The organism is Parablautia muri, from assembly GCF_009917485.1.
GTDB classification, from domain to species: domain Bacteria; phylum Bacillota; class Clostridia; order Lachnospirales; family Lachnospiraceae; genus Suilimivivens; species Suilimivivens muri.
In genome coordinates this window covers 39,823-59,785 of record NZ_QZDT01000027.1, presented here as the reverse complement: position 1 = coordinate 59,785, position 19,963 = coordinate 39,823, and the positions used below count along the sequence as shown (strand labels likewise).

The window sequence follows — 19,963 nt, the reverse complement described above, 5'->3', positions numbered from 1 at the left end:
CACCTATTAAGATGGTTTGATTGCTATGCCCTTTATTTCTTGGCTGTCCTCTACTTATTTGTTTCAAACTTTTCATATCTATGTATCTCCTCCTTGTTATGTGATATTTGTACACTACTAGATTATGCTACGCTCCATTTACACTGACAATTACAATCATTTAGATTTCATTACAGTTTCATAACTGTTTGGCCGAAGGCTTATACTGCCAGGATGTTTTTTCCAAGCATCCTCTGACCAACGTCTGAAAAGTAACTTGCAGAATGACTTTTTTCATATTTTAAAGTATAATGACATTAATCCCAAGCGCATTTGATATTGGCTGAGGATATTATGAACATAGGGGTGTAGTGCTAAACGCAGTATCTGTTGTTTGTGGCAGTATCGCAGACAAAGCTTGCGATATGCAGGGGAATTAACGCAGTACCGCAAGCATAACTTGCGGTATGCAGGGGGTATATATGAGAATAATCAATTTGATTGAAAATACGGAAGGTAACAGATGCTGCTTATTTGAACATGGTCTGAGCTTTTATGTGGAAACGCAAAAGCACAGGCTCCTTGTGGATACAGGCGCATCAGGCGCTTTTATGGAAAATGCCTTTAGGCTTGGGGTGGACTTATTGCAAATAGACATGGTGATTTTAAGCCACGGGCATTACGACCACGCAGGTGGGATACTTGAGTTTACCCGTAAAAATCCTGGGGCGAAAATTCTGATGCAGAAATTGGCAAAGGAGGCGTATTATCATAAAAACGCCGATATGGAGAAATATATAGGAATAGACCCGCAAGTAGCAGAACTTCCCCAGGTGGAGCTGCTAGAAGGGGATAAGGAAATTGACGGTGAGATTTCTGTCTTTACCAATGTGACAGGGAGAAAGAGCTGGCCATCAGGCAACATGGAATTGAAAGTGAAAAAGAACGGGACATTTTACCAGGATGATTTTTTGCACGAGCAGTATGTTGTTCTTACGCAGAATAAAAAAAGAATTTTATTGTCAGGCTGCGCCCACAATGGTATTTTAAATATTCTTGATAAATACAGGGAAATATATGGAAAAGACCCGGATGTGGTGATTAGCGGTTTCCATATGAGAAAAAAGTCCGGATATACGGAAGAAGATATAGCAATGATAAAAGAGACCGCTATTCAATTGAAAAAAAGAGACAGTGTATTTTACACAGGGCACTGCACAGGGGAGCTCCCTTATCAGATGATGAAGGAGCTCATGGGAGAGCAGCTTTTGTATGTGCACAGTGGGGATGAAATTTTTGTTGGTTAAATAAGTCTGTTGCTGTAATATTATGACGATAAGGATATAGTTCTTTTGCGTCATTTTTCTTTTAATAAAAGTATAATAAAAAAGCTGCATGAGATGAATGACAGAATAAATCCTGATTTTAATCCGGGCGTAGTATATTTCCATACAACCGAATATTCTCCGGCAGGTATTTCAACCGCACAAAATCCCATATTTGCATTTAGAACTGGCGCCTCGTTTCCATTGAGATAACACCGCCAGCCAGTGCTGTATGGAATACTCATAAATAAAAGCTTGTCCGTTGCTGTTTGCAGGTTCCCGGTAATTTCATTCCCTTTTATTGTAAGATCCTGTAAAGTGGATTCCATTCTTTTTTGATAATGTTCCGGATAGGAAGATATATTTAATGCTCTTAACTCTATTTCACCAAGGGAATATGTTCCTTCTTCCGGGAAACAAATAGCAATATACCCTTTTTCTGCAAGTTCCGGAGTGATGGGTATTTTGACCATATATGTGTTTTTCTGCCCGGAATAACTTCCTAGTGGGCGCAGACGCATTCTCTTTCCCTCAATATCCAAATCCTGATATAAATTTTCTTCCAAATATATCATGTTATGAAAATACAAGTAATATTCCGTATCCTCAGAGAAATTTAGTCCATTTAGTGGAATATGAATCTGACTGCTTTGATTTACGGATAAAATATTAGCTTCGAGATGGATATTTTCATAGGTTGGCACAATTTCTATTTTTTCCCACTGATGTTTTAGCTGTTTTAGCTGCAACAGATTACTACTTTGGGGGAGTTTTTTAAAGTAACCGTTTCTACTAATGCGGCATTACGGTCTAAAACATCTTCACTTTGGGCATCTTCATTTAAAATGTAGGAATCGAAGGTAAATCCGAAAGGGAGTATATATGGATTTGTATATATTTTGCTTGCATCAATGGTGTCGGTATAACTTCCTACTGATAATAGCATTTCCAGAGATAGTCTGCTGTCCAGCCCTTTGTAAGTAAATGAAGAATCTTCGATACCGGGAGAAACAAGATATTCGGTTAAAAAATAGTAAACACTTGGATTTGCAATAGAGTAATAAGAAGAAGTTCCATTTACATTTAAAATCGTTGCAGCATTATGACAGGTATCGTAAATGTCTGTTCTCAACGCATTTTCAGTTAAAGAATCCTTCTTTGCGCACTGTGCAAATTTACTGTCGTTAATATCCTGATATACACCCCAGTTCAAAAATAAAGCGGAAAACCCTTTTCCGCCTACGACTACAGGGAAATTATTCATAACACCAACCAAGATGATGCCGACTACCGCAAGCATGGATAATAGCTTTTCATTAGCCATAAAAGAAGATTTCGGTTTTCGGATAAGGATATAAATAAGGCTTAACCAGCTGAAACCAAATGCAGCTATCCGCAATATACTTTGCAGATTTACTCCGCTTAGTGCAAATAAAGCAATCCCCCATATGACGAATATGAAAGTCTGGATATAGAAACATTGGCGGGGTATATGATCCGGCTGTGAAAGTGATTTGGCGATTACCATTGCGATGAGAAAGTAAAGCAAAAATAACAAGCGCTCTGTTGAATAGGAAAAACCATTCATGATACTTCCGGTCATTGGAAAACAATACCCCACAACGAATATGGTCAATAAAATTTTAAGTTCCTTATATTTATGGGGTATGCTGTATAGGAACAGGATGCTTGCCACTGCAACAGCGCATAATCCAAGTCCGCTGCCATAGCCAGGTCCGCTGATGAGTCCTTCCAGACGCTCCGTCCATGTCTCTAAGGAGTACATTTCTATGATTTGTGCGAAGGAAAAGGATGTTTCTTCGCTTCTTGGGGATTTAAGGAAATCTAATAATACCGGTATAAAGAAAAGAGAAGCCATTCCTATTCCTAAAAGGTATTGCCATGCTGCATTACAGGCGCGGAGAAAAAAACTTTTCCATTGCTTATTGTATAAGACAAAAAATTTGACTCCAAAGTATAAAATAGCAAAAAGAGTTTCCATGTACAAAAAGTAGAAACCATTTAATGCCTGAAGAAATATAGATATAATTAGTAATTTAGATACTTTCCATATTTGCTTGCTTTCTATCAGCATATCTAAACCAAGTATAAATAATGGTAAAGTTAACTGCGCGATTATGAAAGCCGGAAATAAAAGCTCAAAGGCATATGTATATCCGTTAAAGGCATAAAAAATGGATGCGGCAAGTAAAGAAGGAGAAGATAATTTATGGTATCTTCCCCAAACGGAAAAGGATATTCCAGTCATATAAATTTTTAATAGAACAGTCAAAGTTAACAATATTTCAGAATAAGGTTCAGATGATAAAAATGCAGTTATATAAAAAATATCACCAATTCCATAACTGTTTAAAGTAGTAATAATATCATTTCCAAAACCTATTGAAAAATCAAATGTGGATATAGACTCATGAGCGAAAATAGACTTAAAGAGTTCTTTGATATAATTGCTAATGTAAACATATGCAGGATAAGTTTGGTTGAAACCATCAGCCCCGCTGATAAAACTGTTTCCACGAACTATAAAAGGTAAAAAAAACAATGAATGAAACGATTGTGAATATAATTGTATATGAAAAATAGTATTTTCTTCTTTCCGGATTTCCTTTGCGATACATGCTGGTTGGCTGATATCCTTTCTATAACTTATTATAGCTCTGCTATTGATTTTTAGTACTTAAAGGTTTAATTTGGCATTGATCAATCTATCCAAACATTACGAATAAAAGTATAACACAAGAGGCCCCGAATGATAAGTGAAATCTTAATAAGCGCATAAAAATCAATTATCAGGACGCTGAGCGCAGCTTTATGCAATCTTGCTGCATACAACGTCCTGCAATTCATTGCAACGGTTCATTCCGGGTTTGACCTGACAGGCATATTTGTGCAGGACGATGGAATTTGATGGAAAAGCTACTGCGACTTTGGCTTTACCGTATACATCCCATCATCTTCCCGCACAATTATAAGGGGCTGCAGAGCATACTCCGTCACCTTATATCCGGTAGATGTCAGTGATACGGTGAAGCTTGCCACACCGCCTTTTACACAGGCTTTTTCAGGCTGTGCGCTGACGAAATTTCCGATAGAGTAAAAAACCAGCATTTCATGGCAACTGTCATCTGTAAGCATTTCATAAGGCTGCAGGGTGTGGGGATGGGTGCCGATTACCACGTCCACTTTACTGTCCAGAAAGATTTGGGCCCACTTTTGCTGAAATGGATCTGTCTGCTGGGAATTTTCTGTGCCCCAGTGGGCAAAAACAATGATAAAATCTGCTTCGTTGCGGGCTTTTTGGATGTCGTCTCTGATTTCGTCTTCATCATCCAGCAAGTGTACCATATAGGGGTTTTCTTCCGGGATTCTGATGCCGTTTGTGCCATAGGTATAATTAAATAATGCAAACCGGATGCCGTTTTTTTCAATGATTTCATAAGGGCGCCGGTCCTCTTGGTGAAAGGCAGGAGTGTCTTTTAAAGTATGGGAACTGCCGCATTTTGCCTGTATGCCCAGACAAAGGATATTGTGGGAGTCAAAAAATTCTTTTGTAGTTTGAACGCCGTGGGCGCCCTGGTCCAGGGCATGATTGGTTGCACAGGTTACTACATCAAATCCCGCATCTGCAAGGGCCGCCCCTACGCTTACAGGAGTTCCAAATCTTGGATAATCACTATACAGAGACGGATTATCTGTCAAAGGTGTTTCCTGGTTGATGACGGAAATGTCACAGCCGTTTATCAGCTCCCGGACATTTTCAAAGAGAAAATCAAATGATTCACCGTGATACAGGCCATATCGGTAGATTGCCTCATGGATGAGATTGTCTCCAAAGACGGCAAAGGATACGTCCGTATCTTCTTTTTTAAAGCCCCAGGAATCCCAAACCCAGCGGGTTATAAGTCCATCTGTGTCCGTCAGGAAAAGACGGCCAACTTGCAGAAGGGGCTGCTCGCTATTTAACATAAGGATGTTCTGCGAAGCGTGGTATCCGTTGTTTGCATTCAGGGACTCTATTGCATCCATGCGCGCTACATTTTGCCCCAGATAAGATGACATCCACTTGGGTGTCACCTTCCCATCGTCATATTCGTATACAAATATATGCTGGGACCAGCAGGCCTCGTCTTCTTCCACCCAGAAGGGTTTATAGCTGCCGAACCGCCCCTTTTTCCAGCAAAGCAAAACCAGTTCTTCCTCCGCATCCCTGTCTATGTCGCAGGATAATACCTGCTGGACTTTTATATCATCCGGGGATGTCCAGATGGGGGCGTTATCGTAAAAGATGTTGACCGCTTTATGATTTAATATGATTTGATATGGAACCGGATTTGCATAGTACGTTCCGCTTTCCCATGTAATCCACTTAGGCAGAAGGAGTCCCTTATCGATAAGGATATTTCCTGCAAGATAGAAGACGGCGCCGACACATGCCAGCGCCATAATGCTCCTAAAAGTCTTTTGGGTCCATAAGCTGCTCTTAAAAACGGAGCGGCATTTACTGCATATGGTGGCTGGCAAAGTATGCCAGCGCCTGGTGATGTTACTTTTCATGGCGAATCACACCGGTAGCTGTAGGTCCAGTCTGGCTTTGACAGAGGGAAACTAAAGTTATAGTAACCGGTTTCATCAGGTACCATTCCCATCATTTGTCGCCATTTCGTGTCTGTCAACCTGTCGCTTAAAGGCCATGGAAACTGATAAAAAGAATATACGGTTCCTTTTGCAATTTTCAGCTTGCCGTCAACCTGCACCACAACATAAATGGAAGAAGGATTGTCGGTTGCGGCTTCAAGCACTTGGCCGTTGGGATCGGTTGCGATATCCACCACAACTCCTGCGGGGTATTCCTGGGTGGAAATGGATTCGGATGCCCCTTCATTTTTTATGGTTTCATACCAGAAGTGCTCAATGGTTCCGCCGTAATATCTGATAAAATCATATTCTTCATCGGTTAAAAGTTCTTCCGTAAGCTCCTTGTTGGAAATAGTCAACAGCTGGTTTGCGATATAAGATAAACGTGAGAGGTTTTCTTTATCATCCTCCGTAAGCATTCCATATGAGGCAAGACCCTGGGCGGTCTGGTCCGCAAGAAAAGCAAACCTTGCGTATACAAGAGGTTCAGGTTCCACATACCCCCGGTCATCCTGTTCTTCCTCGCCGCCGCCCATTTCCGCCAATACCTGTTTGGAATAAAGTATGGTGTCATGCTTTAATTCCGTAAAGCTGCCTGCAAAGCATTCAAGGTCTTTTTTCAGCCATTCTTCATTTTGCATAAAAACCGGATAGCCCTCTCCCTTGGCGGTAAGTAATGGGCGCAGGGTGTTTAACCAGCCGGCATATAAGCTGGCGGACCACAAAGCCTCGTTATCTTTCGAAAGAGCCTGCTTTAATCGGTCCATATTTTGGCTGTAACCTGCGTAGTCTGCCGCGCCGGCATCTTCCAGAATCCGAAGGGCCATATCGCTGCCAAGAGCAGCCGGGACATCGAGTACATCAGGCAGCATACGCCGCTGGCCTGAGCTGTTTTCCCCCACTCTTTGGTAAATCAGGTTTTGCATGATAGTCCCATCAATGGTAAAACGCTGTCCCATAAAACGGAAACCTGGAATAACGTTATCTTCCCCATCGTCAATGGGAATGGAATTGATTTGGGGAGCGGGCAGTAAAGCAATCAGGTCCTGGAACTTAGAAAACGCATTTTCATCTTCCAACAGAGTATCCAGGGTGGGAGAATCTCCGTATATCTGGCGGATAGCAGATGCATATTCGCACACACCGTTATCATCGCTGGCTCCCGCAAAAAAGGATGTGACAACGTAGGCGGATTCCCAAAGATCATATGCCGCCTGGTTTTTGGAAAGAGCCATGATCATTAACAGAGCGCTTCTGTTCATGTCCTCTTTATCCTGGGGAAAATGGATTCTGCCGTACCACATCATTGCTTTGAAGTATTGTTCCAGACTGCTATCCCCTTCATAATATCCGCGGGGAATGTACTGGGAGTAATCCTCGTAATTTTCAGCCAGCTCAGACATGGCGTTGCCTGTTGCCTGCGCAATGCTCTCAAGCTCACGGCCAGCCAGCTCCTTTACATAATCGGGAACTTCCGTATTTTCATCTAACAGCTTAGCACCAACCGCAAAAAATGCCACATTACGTCTTGCTGCGGATTCCCATTGACTGCCTTTGAGCCGGTCGTACTGGGCCATACTGTCAGCGAGCATATGTCCGCTTAATTGCGTCATGCACTCTTTCAGATAAGTTCTCTCAATATTTTTTAACAGATAACTGAAATAAAGATGATAAGTGTGCATCAGGGAATCGACTGTGACGAAATTGGGTATCTGGGCGTACCTGTTGATTTCATATAGCTCAAAAAATTCATTGCAGCCCCGGTCCTGCACAACAAATCCGTTTCGGGCCAGCTTTTCTGCCATTTCCTCTGTCAGATAAAATTGTTGTAAATTAGAGATGTTGCTTAAATCGGGATTGATGGTATAGGCTTTGATGCAGGGGACTACACTGCTGGTATCCACACTTGCCCCGCCGGTGATAAGTAAGGGCCGGCTATCGGGGAAATACCCGGCGGAGATATTGGATGGAGTGCTTTGCGCCTGGGTATTGTTATCTTGCTCCGGAGAAAGCAGGGGAGAGGAGATGGACTCTGAGGATACAAAAGGGGCCGCATTTTCGTCTGTCCGATTTTGAAAGGAACATGCGCTTAAAGTATTTGTGATAATACTGATAGATAAGATTGATGCAATTAGGAATTTCTTTTTTATTTTTATCATAATAAATGCTCCGTTGTTGTTTTGATTTCTGCGGGCAACGAGCCAAGTAGGCATGCTTGCATGAACATCTGACGGCTGCCGCTATGCTCATAATTATAGGGGGTTCCTGCAAAAAGTCAACAATCTGCGGTTTAAAATCCAACCATTCCAAATCGCCTTGTTACTTTTCACAGGCTGGCCAGAGGACGCTTGGAAAAAACAAATATTTCAAGCTGTTTATTGGCTGAACTTTAAAAAGTAACATCGCCTTCAGCGAGGGGGAATTTACGGGCATTGACAAGAAGGAAGGGGTTTATGACATAATTGATTGATTTCATATAAAGCGGCTAAAGTATATTCCCGGAACGAACGATATATCTATCATCAAAAGGGAGCTATGGAGAGCGTATTTTCAAGGGATTGAAACTTTGATGATACGCTTCCACAATTATGGCGCAAGTTGGCGCCAAGAGCAGATTTTAGACAGACGTTAAGGAGGGGAAAACAAATGGCGGGCAACGACTTTTTTGTAAACAGTATGACCAAGGCATATAGCGGTTTTTTGCAAAGCCAGCTTGCCGGAACGAAAACAAAAGGAGCTGTGGGCTTTATGGACACGGTGGGAACGCTTTATGAGACCGGAGAAGTAGGCGCGTTTTCTGCGGAAGATATGACGCTTGAGGAATATAAGCAGTATATTTACCAAAAAATATCTCAGATACCGATGCATCCTTCCCAGGCCATGAGCTCCATTTCCATTCACATTACGGATAAAGGCTTTGAGGCGATGAAAAAGGATCCTTCCTATGAAAAATGGGTGTTAGACACGCTGAAAGCCAGCTTTTCATTTTATGATCCGTGGGCCAGTACCTGCGGGGGAAGTTTTACCGTGCACCGGTTCGGGGAGACCAAGGAAGAATACCGTGGGGATAGCTGGCGCATGGGATTTCAGGGAGGAAAAGGCGGCAGTATTTTTGACGAGGAATCGGAAGAAAGCTTTTGGGAGAAACGGGCTAAGAGACATAAAAAATATATGGAAATGCTGAATAAAGAGGCCCTGGAAGAAAAGATCATGGGTCAGGTATTAAAGGAGGCAGCTGTACGCAGGGGAGACTATGAAGGGATGTTTGCCGAACAGAGCATGGCGCAGTCCATCAGCTTTGCAAGATTATTGCTGAACCCGGAACTGACAGAAAGTTAGGGGCGATTATCATTGATTACAAAAAAACATCTTTTTATTACAAAATAATTTTAGGTTTGGGAAAAAAGACCGATATAAATATATATGACTTATGGGGGATAAAATTTTGGCTGTGTCCCCGGCATACTGACAGAAGAAAGGACATGGTTACCAGGATATGCTTCGAATTGCCGTTTGCGATGAAGAAAAAAGCATGGGAGAATATCTGAGACAATTGATAGAAAGAGGGATTGCGGACAGAAAGGATTGCCGGGTAGAGGTGTTTTCCTCAGGGGAGGAATTGCTGAAGAAAGGGAAAGAATTTGATATTTATTTTCTGGATATTGATTTAAAAGGAATGAGCGGAATCGATATGGCCAGAAGCCTTCGGCAGGAGTCTGAAGCGATAATCGTGTTTGTAACCGCTCTTAAAGAATATGTTTTTGATGCTTTTGACGTGCAGGCGTTTCAGTACCTGCTCAAGCCGATAGATGAAGAAAAATTTTTCCGGGTGCTGGAACAGGCCATTGCGGAATGCAGGCCAGAGAAATGTTCGGAACCTCTGGTGGTACGGGTGAAAGGCTTATACCGGAACATTCCCAAGGAGAGTATCTTTTATGCGGAAAATGAGGGCAGAAAGATAGTGCTGCATTTGAAGGAGGAACAGATTTCTTATTACGCTAAAATGTGCGAGCTTGAGGAAATGCTGGGGGATGATTTTTTTCGCTGCCACAGAGGGTATCTGGTAAACTTAAATGCGGTACAAGGGTATGACACCGGAAATATACAGATCAAAAACGGAGAAACCATTTTAATGGCAAAACAAAAGTATAGTTCTTTTGTGGATGTCTATATGGAATTTCTGCGCAGGAAACAGCAATAAAAATTTACAGGGTAAAGGCCCGGTTTCAGGAATAATTGATAGGATGGAGGATGAGGAAATGAGTACAAGTAAAGTCAATTCACTTATTACGCAAAACAGACTGCTTAGTCAGGCTAAATCGCGGGCAAGGGCACAGAGCGTTGCCACAGGAAAGGCATTGCTCAACGGTACGAATAATAAGGACAGCGTGGTTAATTCCGTTAATAATAAAGCCGGCCAGCAAAACACCAAAGTAAGCGAAGCGGACCGGAAAGCAAAGGAAAATTACACGACCATGAAGGAGGCGGCGGAAAGCGTCAAAAAGCATGCAAAAAATCTGCTGGTTTGGCCTGAAAAAAAATGGGATGAAATGACAGAGGATGAAATTGCCGAATACAAGGTGGATGTACGCAAAGAGGTTGTCAGCCTGGTGGAAGATTACAATACTATGATTAAGAGTATGAGCGAGGAGCAGGGTAAGGTCAACGAGATTTATTTAAAGCAGATGAAGGGATATTTTAAGAATGCCCAAAAGGATTTGGAGAGTCTTGGCATCACCCAGAAGGAAGATGGCACATTGTCTTTAGACCAGGAGCTTTTAAAGGCAGCGGATGCGGAAACTTTAAAGAAGGTTTTGGGCTCGGAGGGTACCTTTGTGTCCGATATCGGAAATAGGGTGGAGAATGTTATATCCAATGCGGAAACGAATCTGGCGGTGATCAATAAGAGCATATATGCCGGAAATTACACATATAATCAATATGGAAGTGATATTTTTGAAGCATTGCTTGGAGGAAAGTATAATTCCAAAGGCTGAATGGCTGTAAATTATGTTTATATATATGAGTGGCCCGGGAGAGAAATCTCCCGGGTTTTTTCACGAAAAAATACGTCCCTGACAAGTAGCAACAGAAATAAAAAGCGCATATTTCCGGCAGCGCTGAGCCCATATTATATCTGTATTTTTTATAAATGGTATTACGCAGGGCAGTCTATTTTCGCGAGGTTTTGACATTCATGAAATAAAATAGACTGCCCTGTTTGTTTTGCGCGCTGTTTATGTATTTGAAAGGCTCTAAAGTGCACCTTACAGGTATTGCCATTGTGCAGAAAAGAAAATCTGTTACAATACAGATAAAATCATTCCTCATAAAGGGCAGGTATTTAGAGCCTATGTGGGAGATGTAATCTGCAGCGGGATTGTTGACTAAGAGGTGGATAGATGAAACTTACAATGGAAAAAGTCGCAAAGGGGGAGGATGAGGTAATCATTCGATACCATGAAATGAATGAGCAGGTGGAGACATTAGCGGAAATTGTAAAGAGCGGCGGGCGGAAAATATGTGCGGTCATAGAAGGACAAACACTTTTGCTGTCCCCAGAGTGCATTCTGTATCTGGAAAGTGTGGACGGAGTAACTTATGCTTACCTTAAGGACAGAGTTTGCAAAGTGCAGATGAGCCTGTTTGAATTGGCGCTTACGTATGAAAACAGGGGGTTTTTTCGCTGTTCCAAATCTATGGTACTGAATATTTACAAGATCGGTTTTCTGAAAAGCGAACCGGGGAACCGTATACGGGCCACAATGGAAAACGGCGAGCAGGTGATGATTTCCAGAAGATATGCAAAGGCTTTGCGGCAAAAGCTAAAAGGAGGCGTAAAGGAAGATGAGGAATAGAAAAAAAATGGAATCGGGAAAGGAATTTAAGAAACGTTTTAAAAACTATTTGAATTTAGAAATTGTGATTGATTATAAAACCTGTACTTATTTTTTTTGTATTTGGTTCTTTTACTGCGCATATCTGCTTTGCCAAAAAATCCATTGGGCGAATATTTTTTATATGTTTGAAATGATGGCGGCATCGTATTTGATCAGTTATGTGCAGGTTTACGTATTTCACAATTTTGATGAAGCCAGTCAGCTCAGGAAAAAGGATATACCGGGTATTATTTGCTGCAGCGGCCTTTACATTGCCCTTTCATATGGATTTAGGTGGTTTGACAGAAATTATATGGCGACATTGCTATTTGGAGTATATGTACCTGCCACATATTATGTAATGTATCTGGCCAATAAAATAAAGCGTGCAATTGACACGGATAATCTAAATAAAATGTTGGAGGACTTTAAGAAAGGAGAAACTTATGACGCATGAAAGGGAAAATATAATTGAGATAAAAAATCTTACCAAATCCTATGGGAAAAAGAGAGGGGTAAAGGCAATTTCCCTTTCCGTACGGCAAGGAGATATTTTTGGATTTTTAGGGCAAAACGGTGCAGGAAAATCTACCACCATTCGGAGTATGCTTGGACTGCTTCATTATCAGGAAGGAGAAATCCGGATACTGCAAATGGATGCGGTCAAGAATCAAAATGAGATTTTACGGCAGGTAGGGTATATGCCTTCTGAGGCCATGTTTTATCCTTCCATGAAGGTGAAGGAGGTGATCTCATTTGCTGCCAGAGCCAGAAAAACCGACTGCTCCAAGGAGGCTGCGAGACTTTGTGAAGTGCTTAAGGTAGATGAGGAAAAGAAAATAGAGGAATTGTCCCTGGGAAACCGTAAGAAGGTCAGCATTGTCTGTGCCATGCAGCATAGACCCAGGCTTCTCATTTTGGATGAGCCTACCTCCGGCCTTGACCCGCTGATGCAGGAGGCGTTTTTTGAGCTGCTGCTGGAATACAACCGCCAGGGGACAACCTGCTTTTTATCCTCCCATGTGCTCTCGGAGGTAAAAAACTATTGCAGGCATGCGGCTATCATAAAAGAAGGGGCGATTATCCGCACGGATACGGTGGAAAATCTATCAAAGTCTGACGCACGGTATGTGAAACTTACAAGGGGCGGACAGAAAAGGGAATTTGTTTACACAGGTAAAATAAATGCTTTGCTCCATGAACTGGCGAACATGCAGGTGGAGGATGTGCTGATTGAAGAACCGTCTTTGGATGAAATTTTCAGGCATTACTATGAAGATAAGGAAAGTGGCGCTGATATGCAAAAGGAGGGGCAAATATGACACTCTTTATACAAGAATTGAAAATGGGAAGAAAACAGCTTTTGGCATGGACGATATGTATTGGTATTTGTTGTTTTGGGTGTATTTTGCTGTTTCAAGGGCTGGAGGAGACGATGGAAGAAATGGGAGATGTGTATGCGCAGATGGGAGCCTTTGCAACTGCACTTAACCTGGACAGAATGGATGCTGGTACAATGGAAGGGTTTTTTGCTACGGAAATTTCTATGATTTTTGCAGTGGGCGGAGCAATGTTTGCTGCCATGATGGGCATTTGCATGCTGACTAAGGAGGAAGAAGGACATACAGTTGAGTTTTTAAATACACTTCCCTTTGGAAGAAATTATATTGTGGTATGGAAATACATAGCAATGACAGCACTCATTGCCTTATTGAATGGCATATGTCTGTGCTGGGAGCTTTTGGGATTTATCTGCGCAGGGGAAATGATGCCCTTAAGGGAGCTTTTACTTTTCCATGGGGCACAGTTTTTGATGCATTTGGAGGTGGGTAGCATCTGTTTTTTAGCATCTGTTTTCTGTAGAAAAAAGCAGATGGGGGCATCCCTTGGATTTGCTATACTTTTATATGGAATGGATTTAATGTGCAGAATTGTGCCCGATTTAAAAAATCTGAAATATGTGACGCCTTATTACTTTTCGAATGCGGCGGAGATTTTTATAAACGGAAGTATAGAAGGCAAAATGGTGGGAATAAGCGTGGTGGTGATTGTATTTTGCGGCTGCGCGGCAGCAGTACTTTATAAAAGAAAAGATTTTTAACAGCATCAACGGCATAACCCCGGAAGGAATAGAAATTGATATTTAGAATGGAAAAATATGAATTGTGTGGTATAATAAGTGAGGCTGGCGAACATGCATTGTGGGTTTGGGAGCAGCCTGCGATATGCAGGGGGGATATAAACATGAAAGGAATGATAAAATCTATGAAAAGAAAAATAATCTGTTTGTTTATTGGCGCTTTGCTTATTGCGACAGCAGCTGGCTGCGGATTAAAAGAAAAGACTGCAGAGGAAAATCAGAAGGAAACCGGCAGCACCCAGGGGGAAGAAAGCCAGGAGGGAACCGGCAGCATCCAGGAGGAAGAAAACCAGGAGGAAAACGCTGCAGTCCAGGAGGCTGATGATGGGCAGGCGGAAAGTGCGGGAGATGAGGCCTTGTTATCCGGCAAACATTATGTAAATATTAACATCAAGGATAAAGGAACGATCAAGGTAGAACTGGATGCAGATGCTGCACCGATTACAGTAACCAATTTTGTGAAACTGGTGAAAGAAGGCTTTTACGATGGGTTAACTTTCCACCGTATTATAAAGGATTTTATGATGCAGGGGGGAGACCCTACAGGAACAGGCATGGGAAGCTCAGATAAAACGATTGTCGGAGAATTTGCAAGCAACGGCGTGGAGAATCCGATTTCTCACACAAGGGGAACGATTTCCATGGCCCGTTCCAGTCTGCCGGACAGTGCAAGCTGTCAGTTTTTCATCATGCACCAGGATGGTACTTCTCTTGATGGGGACTATGCCGCTTTTGGGCACGTTACGGAGGGAATGGAGATTGTGGATGATATTTGCGAGAATACCACAGGTCAGGACAGAAACGGTGTGGTTCCGGAAGAAAACAGGCCAGTGATTGAAAGCATCGAGTATGTGGAGTAGATGGGTGAAAAAATTTTATTTAGATATGACAGAAAGTAACAATTGTATCTCCGCATTTATGAAGGATGCGGAGATTATTCAGGCAGGGACAACTATTTATTCTATGTCTGTCTCTGCCCGAAATGCGGAATATCAAAAACTGGCGAAGGAGTATGACGTTCATTTTATTTTTGATGATATGGATGTGAAAGTAGACTTTTATACAATTCCTCGGATAGATATTATGGCAATAGACAGCAAGGGCGGATATATTGCAACTGTTGGGATGATGAGCGATTTAGACAGCGATGCGTCTATATGCTATATTGACAAGAATAAAAGAACCTATATCATTGCAGAAAACGCAAGAGAATTTATTGCAAACATAGCGGAGTGGAAAGAAAATCTCAGAGCGTATAACGAAATCCATTTTTTTCAGACGCAAAAGCAAGCGCAGACAATGTATGAATTTATAGATGTGGGAGTATTCGTTTCGGAAAACGAAAGTTGATAAAAACGCTGAAAAAGGCCTGGAAGATTCATAGTCATATCTTCCAGGTCTTTTTTTGCTAAGGGAGTAGCTCTCTTTCCATTTCTTCAAGAATATGAATCAAATCTCTGATTGATTTCCCCTGCTCCAGCATGCATCTGAGGTGGTCTGTGAGCTTAAGATAGCTTATCTTTTCAGGCACAAGACCGTCAGCAGTTCCAGGATAGAGTTCTTTCAGGTTATCAATCATGGTTTTGACAAGCTGTTTGTTGAGAATCTGGCTATAGTTTTTTCTACATTCTTCCACCATGCAATCAAGCATTTCATAGTAAGGATTTGTGATATCGGATTCATCTGCAGAAAGCTTCATATGAGCTTCACGTAGAACATAATCATAGGAAAGGATTCTGTACGAAGATTTATCTAATGCAAGATTATCGCGAAGCCTTATAACAGGCATTAGTATACCATACTTTTTGGCAAGGTCGTTTCTTTTTTGATTCAGATAATCTGTTTTATACCCTTCCAGCACATAGGGGATAAGAGCTTCTCCAAATTCAAGGGCAACAGGTTCAGCAAAAAGATTATGGCGGATTTCCTGCTCCATTTGTAAATTGTTATTTTCCGTGATAGGATTGTCGCTGATTCCTAAAAGTGTGTCGGCGCTGATATGCAGGATGCCGCATATCCCTTTTATAAGAGAAAGGTCCGGCAGACCGTTTCCGCGCTCCCATCTGCTCACTGCCTGTGGGGTGACACCCAGACGATAGGCAAAGTCATCCTGAGTCATTTTTAAATTCTGGCGATACTGGCAAATCACTTCTCCCATGTTTTCTTTCATGTTTATACCTCCTGTTTTTGCTTCCAACCGGTTGGATGAGTATGATGTCATTATACCCATGAAAGATGCGGGTGTAAAACAATGTATTGTTGGGGTAAGACTCAAGGTGGCATTCGCATAGAAAATATAATCATGTCGTTTCAAAATAAATGAATAATTTTCCAAAATAAAAACATACTGTCTGTAAAAAAGGAAAAGGACAATCAATAAGATTGCCGGCCAAAATGGAGGTATGGTATGGGAAAAATAAAACTGCCTATGACTGACAGTGGCTATTACGAAATCCGTCTGGAAAGTATAGGCGGATTAGGGGCCAATCTATGCGGCAAGATGTTGGGAGAGCTGGGCGTAAAATACTTGGATTTAAACAGCGCCAGCTTTTCCAGCTACGGTTCGGAAAAGACAGGTACGCCGGTAAAAGGATTTATCAGATATTGCGAAAAGGAAAAGGAAATCAGAGTTCATTCCCCTGTGATAACGCCCAATCTGCTGGTGATTTTCCATCAGGCCCTTTTAAAAGAGAAGAATGTATGGGCGGGCTGCAATGAGAACACAGAGGTGATTATTGCCATTGAGGAGGGCCAGGAAACGAATGAGATAGAAGTCCCGGATAATTTGAAGGCTTGTTATGCTGTGAAAGCGCAAAAAATTGCAATGGAAACCCACGCAAGAATCAATGTGGTGATGCTGGGGGCTATGGCCCGGGTGCTGGGATTTGTGGCCTTAGAAGATATGAATCAAATCTGCGCAGATGCACTTGGAAAAAAGTACCCGGACGCTCTTAGGGGGAATTTGGAAGGGATCAAAAGAGGTCATGATGAAGTAAAAAAGATAGAAGGAAAAGGCGGAGCAGATTTACTTAAACAGAAACAAAGGGCGCCAAAAGCAGACAAAACAGATGAAAACAAAGAAAAGGGAAATAAGGAAAAAGAGAGTTTCAGGATGGGAAAACCTGCCGTTAAATGGGGATATGATACGGCCCCCATAGGCGGAATCAACCCTGAGTTTGGCAACACGGTAGCGACAGATCTCTCTCCTTCAAGACAGGGTTTTATTCCGCTTTTTATCAAAGAAAGATGTATCAACTGCGGAATGTGTGATTCTACCTGCCCGGATATGGTTTTTCAGTTTGCACCGGGACAGTATAAGGGGAAAGAAATGATGGTTAACCAGGGGCTGGATTATTACCATTGCAAGGGGTGTCTCCGATGTGTGGAAGTATGCCCAGTGAATGCATTAGTCAGAGGGATAGAAGCGGAGCATCCCCGGAAAGAGTATTTCATGCCCAATCAGGATTTGCTGCGTATGCCAGACTATTATATAAAAGCAGGACCTGACGGCTATGTTACTTCGGAGTCCTATTTGACGGAAAAAAGAATGGAAGGCGGGGAAGTGTAATGGAAAAACAGATAACGGAATACGCAAGTGGAAATGAGATGGCGGCAATCGCCATCCGGCAGATTGGCTACGATCTGATGGGTTATTATCCCATTACACCTTCCACGCAGATTGCGGAGAACCTGGATGTCATGCGGGCAAACGGAGAGAGTGATCTGATTATGATTGCAGCCGAGGGAGAGCACAGCGCCGCAGGTATCTGCTATGGAGCAGCGGTAGGAGGCGGCAGAGTTATAAACGCCACCAGCGCCAACGGGCTTTTGTATGCCATAGAACAGTTCCCGGTTCAGTCGGGAACGCGTTATCCTATGGTCATGAATGTGGTGTGCAGAACTGTATCGGGGCCTCTTTCCATCAAAGGGGATCACAGCGATATCATGTTTATGTTAAATGCAGGCTGGCCCATTCTTTTTGCACACTCGGTCCAGGAGGTATATGATTTTAATATAATTTCCTTAAAGCTTGCGGAAACAGTGCGGCTGCCGGTGGTGGTAGCCTATGATGGTTTTTTTACCAGCCACCAGAAAAGACGGTGCCTGCGTTTTGAGCGGGATGAGGCAGTGCAGAGTTTTATAGGCCCCAAGAAAGAAGACTATCCTTTTCTTGATTTGGACCATCCGATTACCGTAGGATCTTATATGAATGAGCCGGATTTGATTAATAACCGGTATCAGCTGCATCTTGCCATGAAAAAGGCGGATACTCTTTTGCCGGAACTTTTTAGAGAATATGGGGAACTGTCCGGCAGGAAATACCAAAAGGTGGAAGGATACAAATGGGAAGATGCAGAGACACTTTTGCTGCTGCTTGGTTCTTCTTATGATACTGCAAAGGAAGCAGTGGATCAGATGCGTGATCAGGGAAAAAAGGTGGGTGTAGTGACCCTTCATACCCTGCGGCCTTTTCCGGATAGGGAGATTGTTTCCCTTTGCAAAAATGCCGAAAATCTGTTGGTAGCGGACAGGCAGGACAGCTACGGTGCAAAAGGAGGAAATCTTTCCCTTGAAGTGAGAGCAGCTATTCAGAGAGCCGGCAGCGAAAAATGTGGGAGCAGCGGACAAAGAATTGAAGCCGAGACAAGCGACAATGGAACAAATAGCAACAATATGTATGGGTCAGAGGTGCACATAAAAAATCTGGTCTATGGATTGGGCGGCAAGGACTTTTTTGTGGAGGATGCCGTCAAAATGGTCACATGGGCGGAAAACCCCAATTCACCTGATTTTGCATATTACGGTGTCACCAAAGCAGATAGTGGGAAGGAGAAGCCGGCAGAAAGCTTTAAAGGCGAAGCGATGGCGGAAGGAACCAACCGTTTTTTTGCCCCCTTAAGTGCAGAAAAAACACAGCTGGGAGCTACCAAGGCGGAAGAAAAGGACGGAAAGGTCCAAATAAGCGGCGGCACCCTAAATGCCACTGCGGCCATTCCCAAACGCCTTGCCCCAGGCCACGGCGCCTGTCCTGGCTGCGGCATACCGGTCAATGTGAATCTGCTGCTTCGGGCAATAGAAAATCCGGTTGTACTTCTGTTCCAGACCGGCTGCGGTATGATTGTAACAACAGCCTATCCCCGTACCAGCTTCAAAGTTCCTTTTGTGCATAACCTGTTCCAAAATGGAGCGGCTGCTTTAAGTGGAATTGCTGAAATCTGCTACCGCAAGCAGAAAAAGGGAGAAATCCCGCCGGGGGATATCATATTTATTATGGTAAGCGGAGACGGCGGTATGGATATCGGCATGGGATCTGCCCTGGGAACGGCCCTGCGGGGCCACAGACTTATTTTGTTTGAGTATGACAACGGCGGCTACATGAATACAGGGTATCAGTTGTCCTACTCCACCCCCAAAGGTGCCAGAAGTGCCACCTCCCATGTGGGCAAAGAGCAATACGGGAAACCCTTTTTCCACAAGGACATGCCTCAGATTATAGCGGCAACAGGCATCCCCTACGTGGCAACTGTTGCAGAATCTAACCCCATGGATTTTATCAAAAAGGCGGCGAAAGCGGCCTACTATGCAGCTGCCACGGGAACAGCCTACGTAAAAGCACTGTCGGCCTGCCCCTTAAATTGGAATGATAAACCAGCTGCGGAGCGGAGGGTAATCGAAAAGGCAGTGGATTGCTGCTATTTTCCTCTCTATGAGGTGGAAAAAGGAAAAACCACTTTAAGCTATGACCCTGAAAAGATGGGCAAAAAAGTACCTGTCCTTGACTGGCTGTCCATGATGGGACGAACAAAGCATTTACAGAAAGAAGCTTATGCGGATATTGTGAAAGAGTTGCAGGAGGAAGTGGACAGGCGTTTTGCGCGGCTTAAGGCCAGAGCGGAAAATCCCATATTATAGGTAAAATGACAAATATGGTCATGTAATGGAATTTGAGAGAATGTTTGATATATTACGATGTGAAAGAGGAA

The 19,963-nt window shown here is 42.8% G+C and carries 17 protein-coding genes; 12 read left to right on the top strand and 5 right to left on the bottom strand.

The window, feature by feature from the left end; all coding sequences use genetic code 11:
* Positions 1-461: 461 nt before the first annotated feature.
* Positions 462-1,286 (top strand): MBL fold metallo-hydrolase, encoded by an 825-nt coding sequence (locus tag D5281_RS15610; RefSeq protein WP_160561034.1) that lies wholly within the window; start codon positions 462-464, stop codon positions 1,284-1,286.
* A 50-nt stretch (positions 1,287-1,336) separates the two neighbouring features.
* Here D5281_RS15610 and D5281_RS15605 read toward each other — a convergent pair whose 3' ends face one another.
* The 4 genes from D5281_RS15605 to D5281_RS15590 all read right to left on the bottom strand — a co-directional run bounded on the left by D5281_RS15605 (position 1,337) and on the right by D5281_RS15590 (position 8,119).
* Complete coding sequence (locus tag D5281_RS15605; protein WP_160561033.1) at positions 1,337-2,053, bottom strand: YfhO family protein; 717 nt, start codon at positions 2,051-2,053, stop codon at positions 1,337-1,339.
* Positions 2,044-3,867, bottom strand: coding sequence for a YfhO family protein (locus D5281_RS15600; RefSeq protein WP_160561032.1), 1,824 nt, complete (start codon positions 3,865-3,867; stop codon positions 2,044-2,046). The genes D5281_RS15605 and D5281_RS15600 overlap by 10 nt, the downstream gene beginning before the upstream one ends.
* Before the next feature lie 374 nt (positions 3,868-4,241).
* The gene (locus tag D5281_RS15595) at positions 4,242-5,879 is read right to left on the bottom strand and encodes a CapA family protein (RefSeq protein WP_160561031.1); all 1,638 of its coding nucleotides are present in this window, start codon (positions 5,877-5,879) and stop codon (positions 4,242-4,244) included.
* A complete protein-coding gene (locus D5281_RS15590; RefSeq protein WP_160561030.1) occupies positions 5,876-8,119 on the bottom strand; it encodes a DUF3160 domain-containing protein in 2,244 nt (747 codons plus the stop codon). The genes D5281_RS15595 and D5281_RS15590 overlap by 4 nt, the downstream gene beginning before the upstream one ends.
* A 487-nt stretch (positions 8,120-8,606) precedes the next feature.
* On the opposite strand from D5281_RS15590, the gene D5281_RS15585 reads away from it, so the two are divergent.
* From D5281_RS15585 to D5281_RS15545, 9 genes are all read left to right on the top strand, one after another.
* Positions 8,607-9,299: a hypothetical protein gene (locus D5281_RS15585; RefSeq protein ID WP_160561029.1), complete on the top strand. Its 693-nt coding sequence runs from the start codon at positions 8,607-8,609 to the stop codon at positions 9,297-9,299.
* Positions 9,300-9,456: 157 nt separating this feature from the next.
* On the top strand, positions 9,457-10,161 hold the full coding sequence (locus tag D5281_RS15580) for a LytR/AlgR family response regulator transcription factor (protein WP_277935397.1): 705 nt from the start codon (positions 9,457-9,459) through the stop codon (positions 10,159-10,161).
* 58 nt (positions 10,162-10,219) lie between these two features.
* Positions 10,220-10,957, top strand: a complete 738-nt coding sequence (locus D5281_RS15575; RefSeq protein ID WP_160561027.1) for a hypothetical protein — start codon at positions 10,220-10,222, stop codon at positions 10,955-10,957.
* A 405-nt stretch (positions 10,958-11,362) separates the two neighbouring features.
* On the top strand, positions 11,363-11,818 hold the full coding sequence (locus tag D5281_RS15570) for a LytTR family DNA-binding domain-containing protein (RefSeq protein ID WP_160561026.1): 456 nt from the start codon (positions 11,363-11,365) through the stop codon (positions 11,816-11,818).
* Positions 11,808-12,296, top strand: a complete 489-nt coding sequence (locus tag D5281_RS15565; protein ID WP_160561025.1) for a DUF3021 domain-containing protein — start codon at positions 11,808-11,810, stop codon at positions 12,294-12,296. The genes D5281_RS15570 and D5281_RS15565 overlap by 11 nt, the downstream gene beginning before the upstream one ends.
* Positions 12,286-13,161 carry an ABC transporter ATP-binding protein gene (locus D5281_RS15560; RefSeq protein ID WP_160561024.1) on the top strand — a complete coding sequence of 292 codons (876 nt, stop codon included), beginning with the start codon at positions 12,286-12,288 and terminating at the stop codon, positions 13,159-13,161. Before D5281_RS15565 ends, D5281_RS15560 begins: the two co-directional genes overlap by 11 nt.
* Positions 13,158-13,940 (top strand): ABC transporter permease subunit, encoded by a 783-nt coding sequence (locus D5281_RS15555; RefSeq protein ID WP_160561023.1) that lies wholly within the window; start codon positions 13,158-13,160, stop codon positions 13,938-13,940. The genes D5281_RS15560 and D5281_RS15555 overlap by 4 nt, the downstream gene beginning before the upstream one ends.
* Positions 13,941-14,083: 143 nt before the next feature.
* Positions 14,084-14,839 (top strand): peptidylprolyl isomerase, encoded by a 756-nt coding sequence (locus D5281_RS15550; RefSeq protein ID WP_277935396.1) that lies wholly within the window; start codon positions 14,084-14,086, stop codon positions 14,837-14,839.
* A gap of 4 nt (positions 14,840-14,843) precedes the next feature.
* Positions 14,844-15,329, top strand: a complete 486-nt coding sequence (locus D5281_RS15545; protein ID WP_160561022.1) for a hypothetical protein — start codon at positions 14,844-14,846, stop codon at positions 15,327-15,329.
* A gap of 58 nt (positions 15,330-15,387) precedes the next feature.
* Here the strand turns inward: D5281_RS15545 and D5281_RS15540 are convergent, their stop codons facing one another.
* The gene (locus D5281_RS15540) at positions 15,388-16,149 is read right to left on the bottom strand and encodes an FHIPEP family type III secretion protein (RefSeq protein ID WP_160561021.1); all 762 of its coding nucleotides are present in this window, start codon (positions 16,147-16,149) and stop codon (positions 15,388-15,390) included.
* A 237-nt stretch (positions 16,150-16,386) separates the two neighbouring features.
* On the opposite strand from D5281_RS15540, the gene D5281_RS15535 reads away from it, so the two are divergent.
* Both D5281_RS15535 and D5281_RS15530 read left to right on the top strand, forming a co-directional pair.
* Complete coding sequence (locus tag D5281_RS15535; protein ID WP_160561020.1) at positions 16,387-17,547, top strand: 2-oxoacid:acceptor oxidoreductase family protein; 1,161 nt, start codon at positions 16,387-16,389, stop codon at positions 17,545-17,547.
* The gene (locus tag D5281_RS15530) at positions 17,547-19,892 is read left to right on the top strand and encodes a thiamine pyrophosphate-dependent enzyme (RefSeq protein WP_160561019.1); all 2,346 of its coding nucleotides are present in this window, start codon (positions 17,547-17,549) and stop codon (positions 19,890-19,892) included. Before D5281_RS15535 ends, D5281_RS15530 begins: the two co-directional genes overlap by 1 nt.
* The last annotated feature ends 71 nt before the right edge of the window (positions 19,893-19,963 follow it).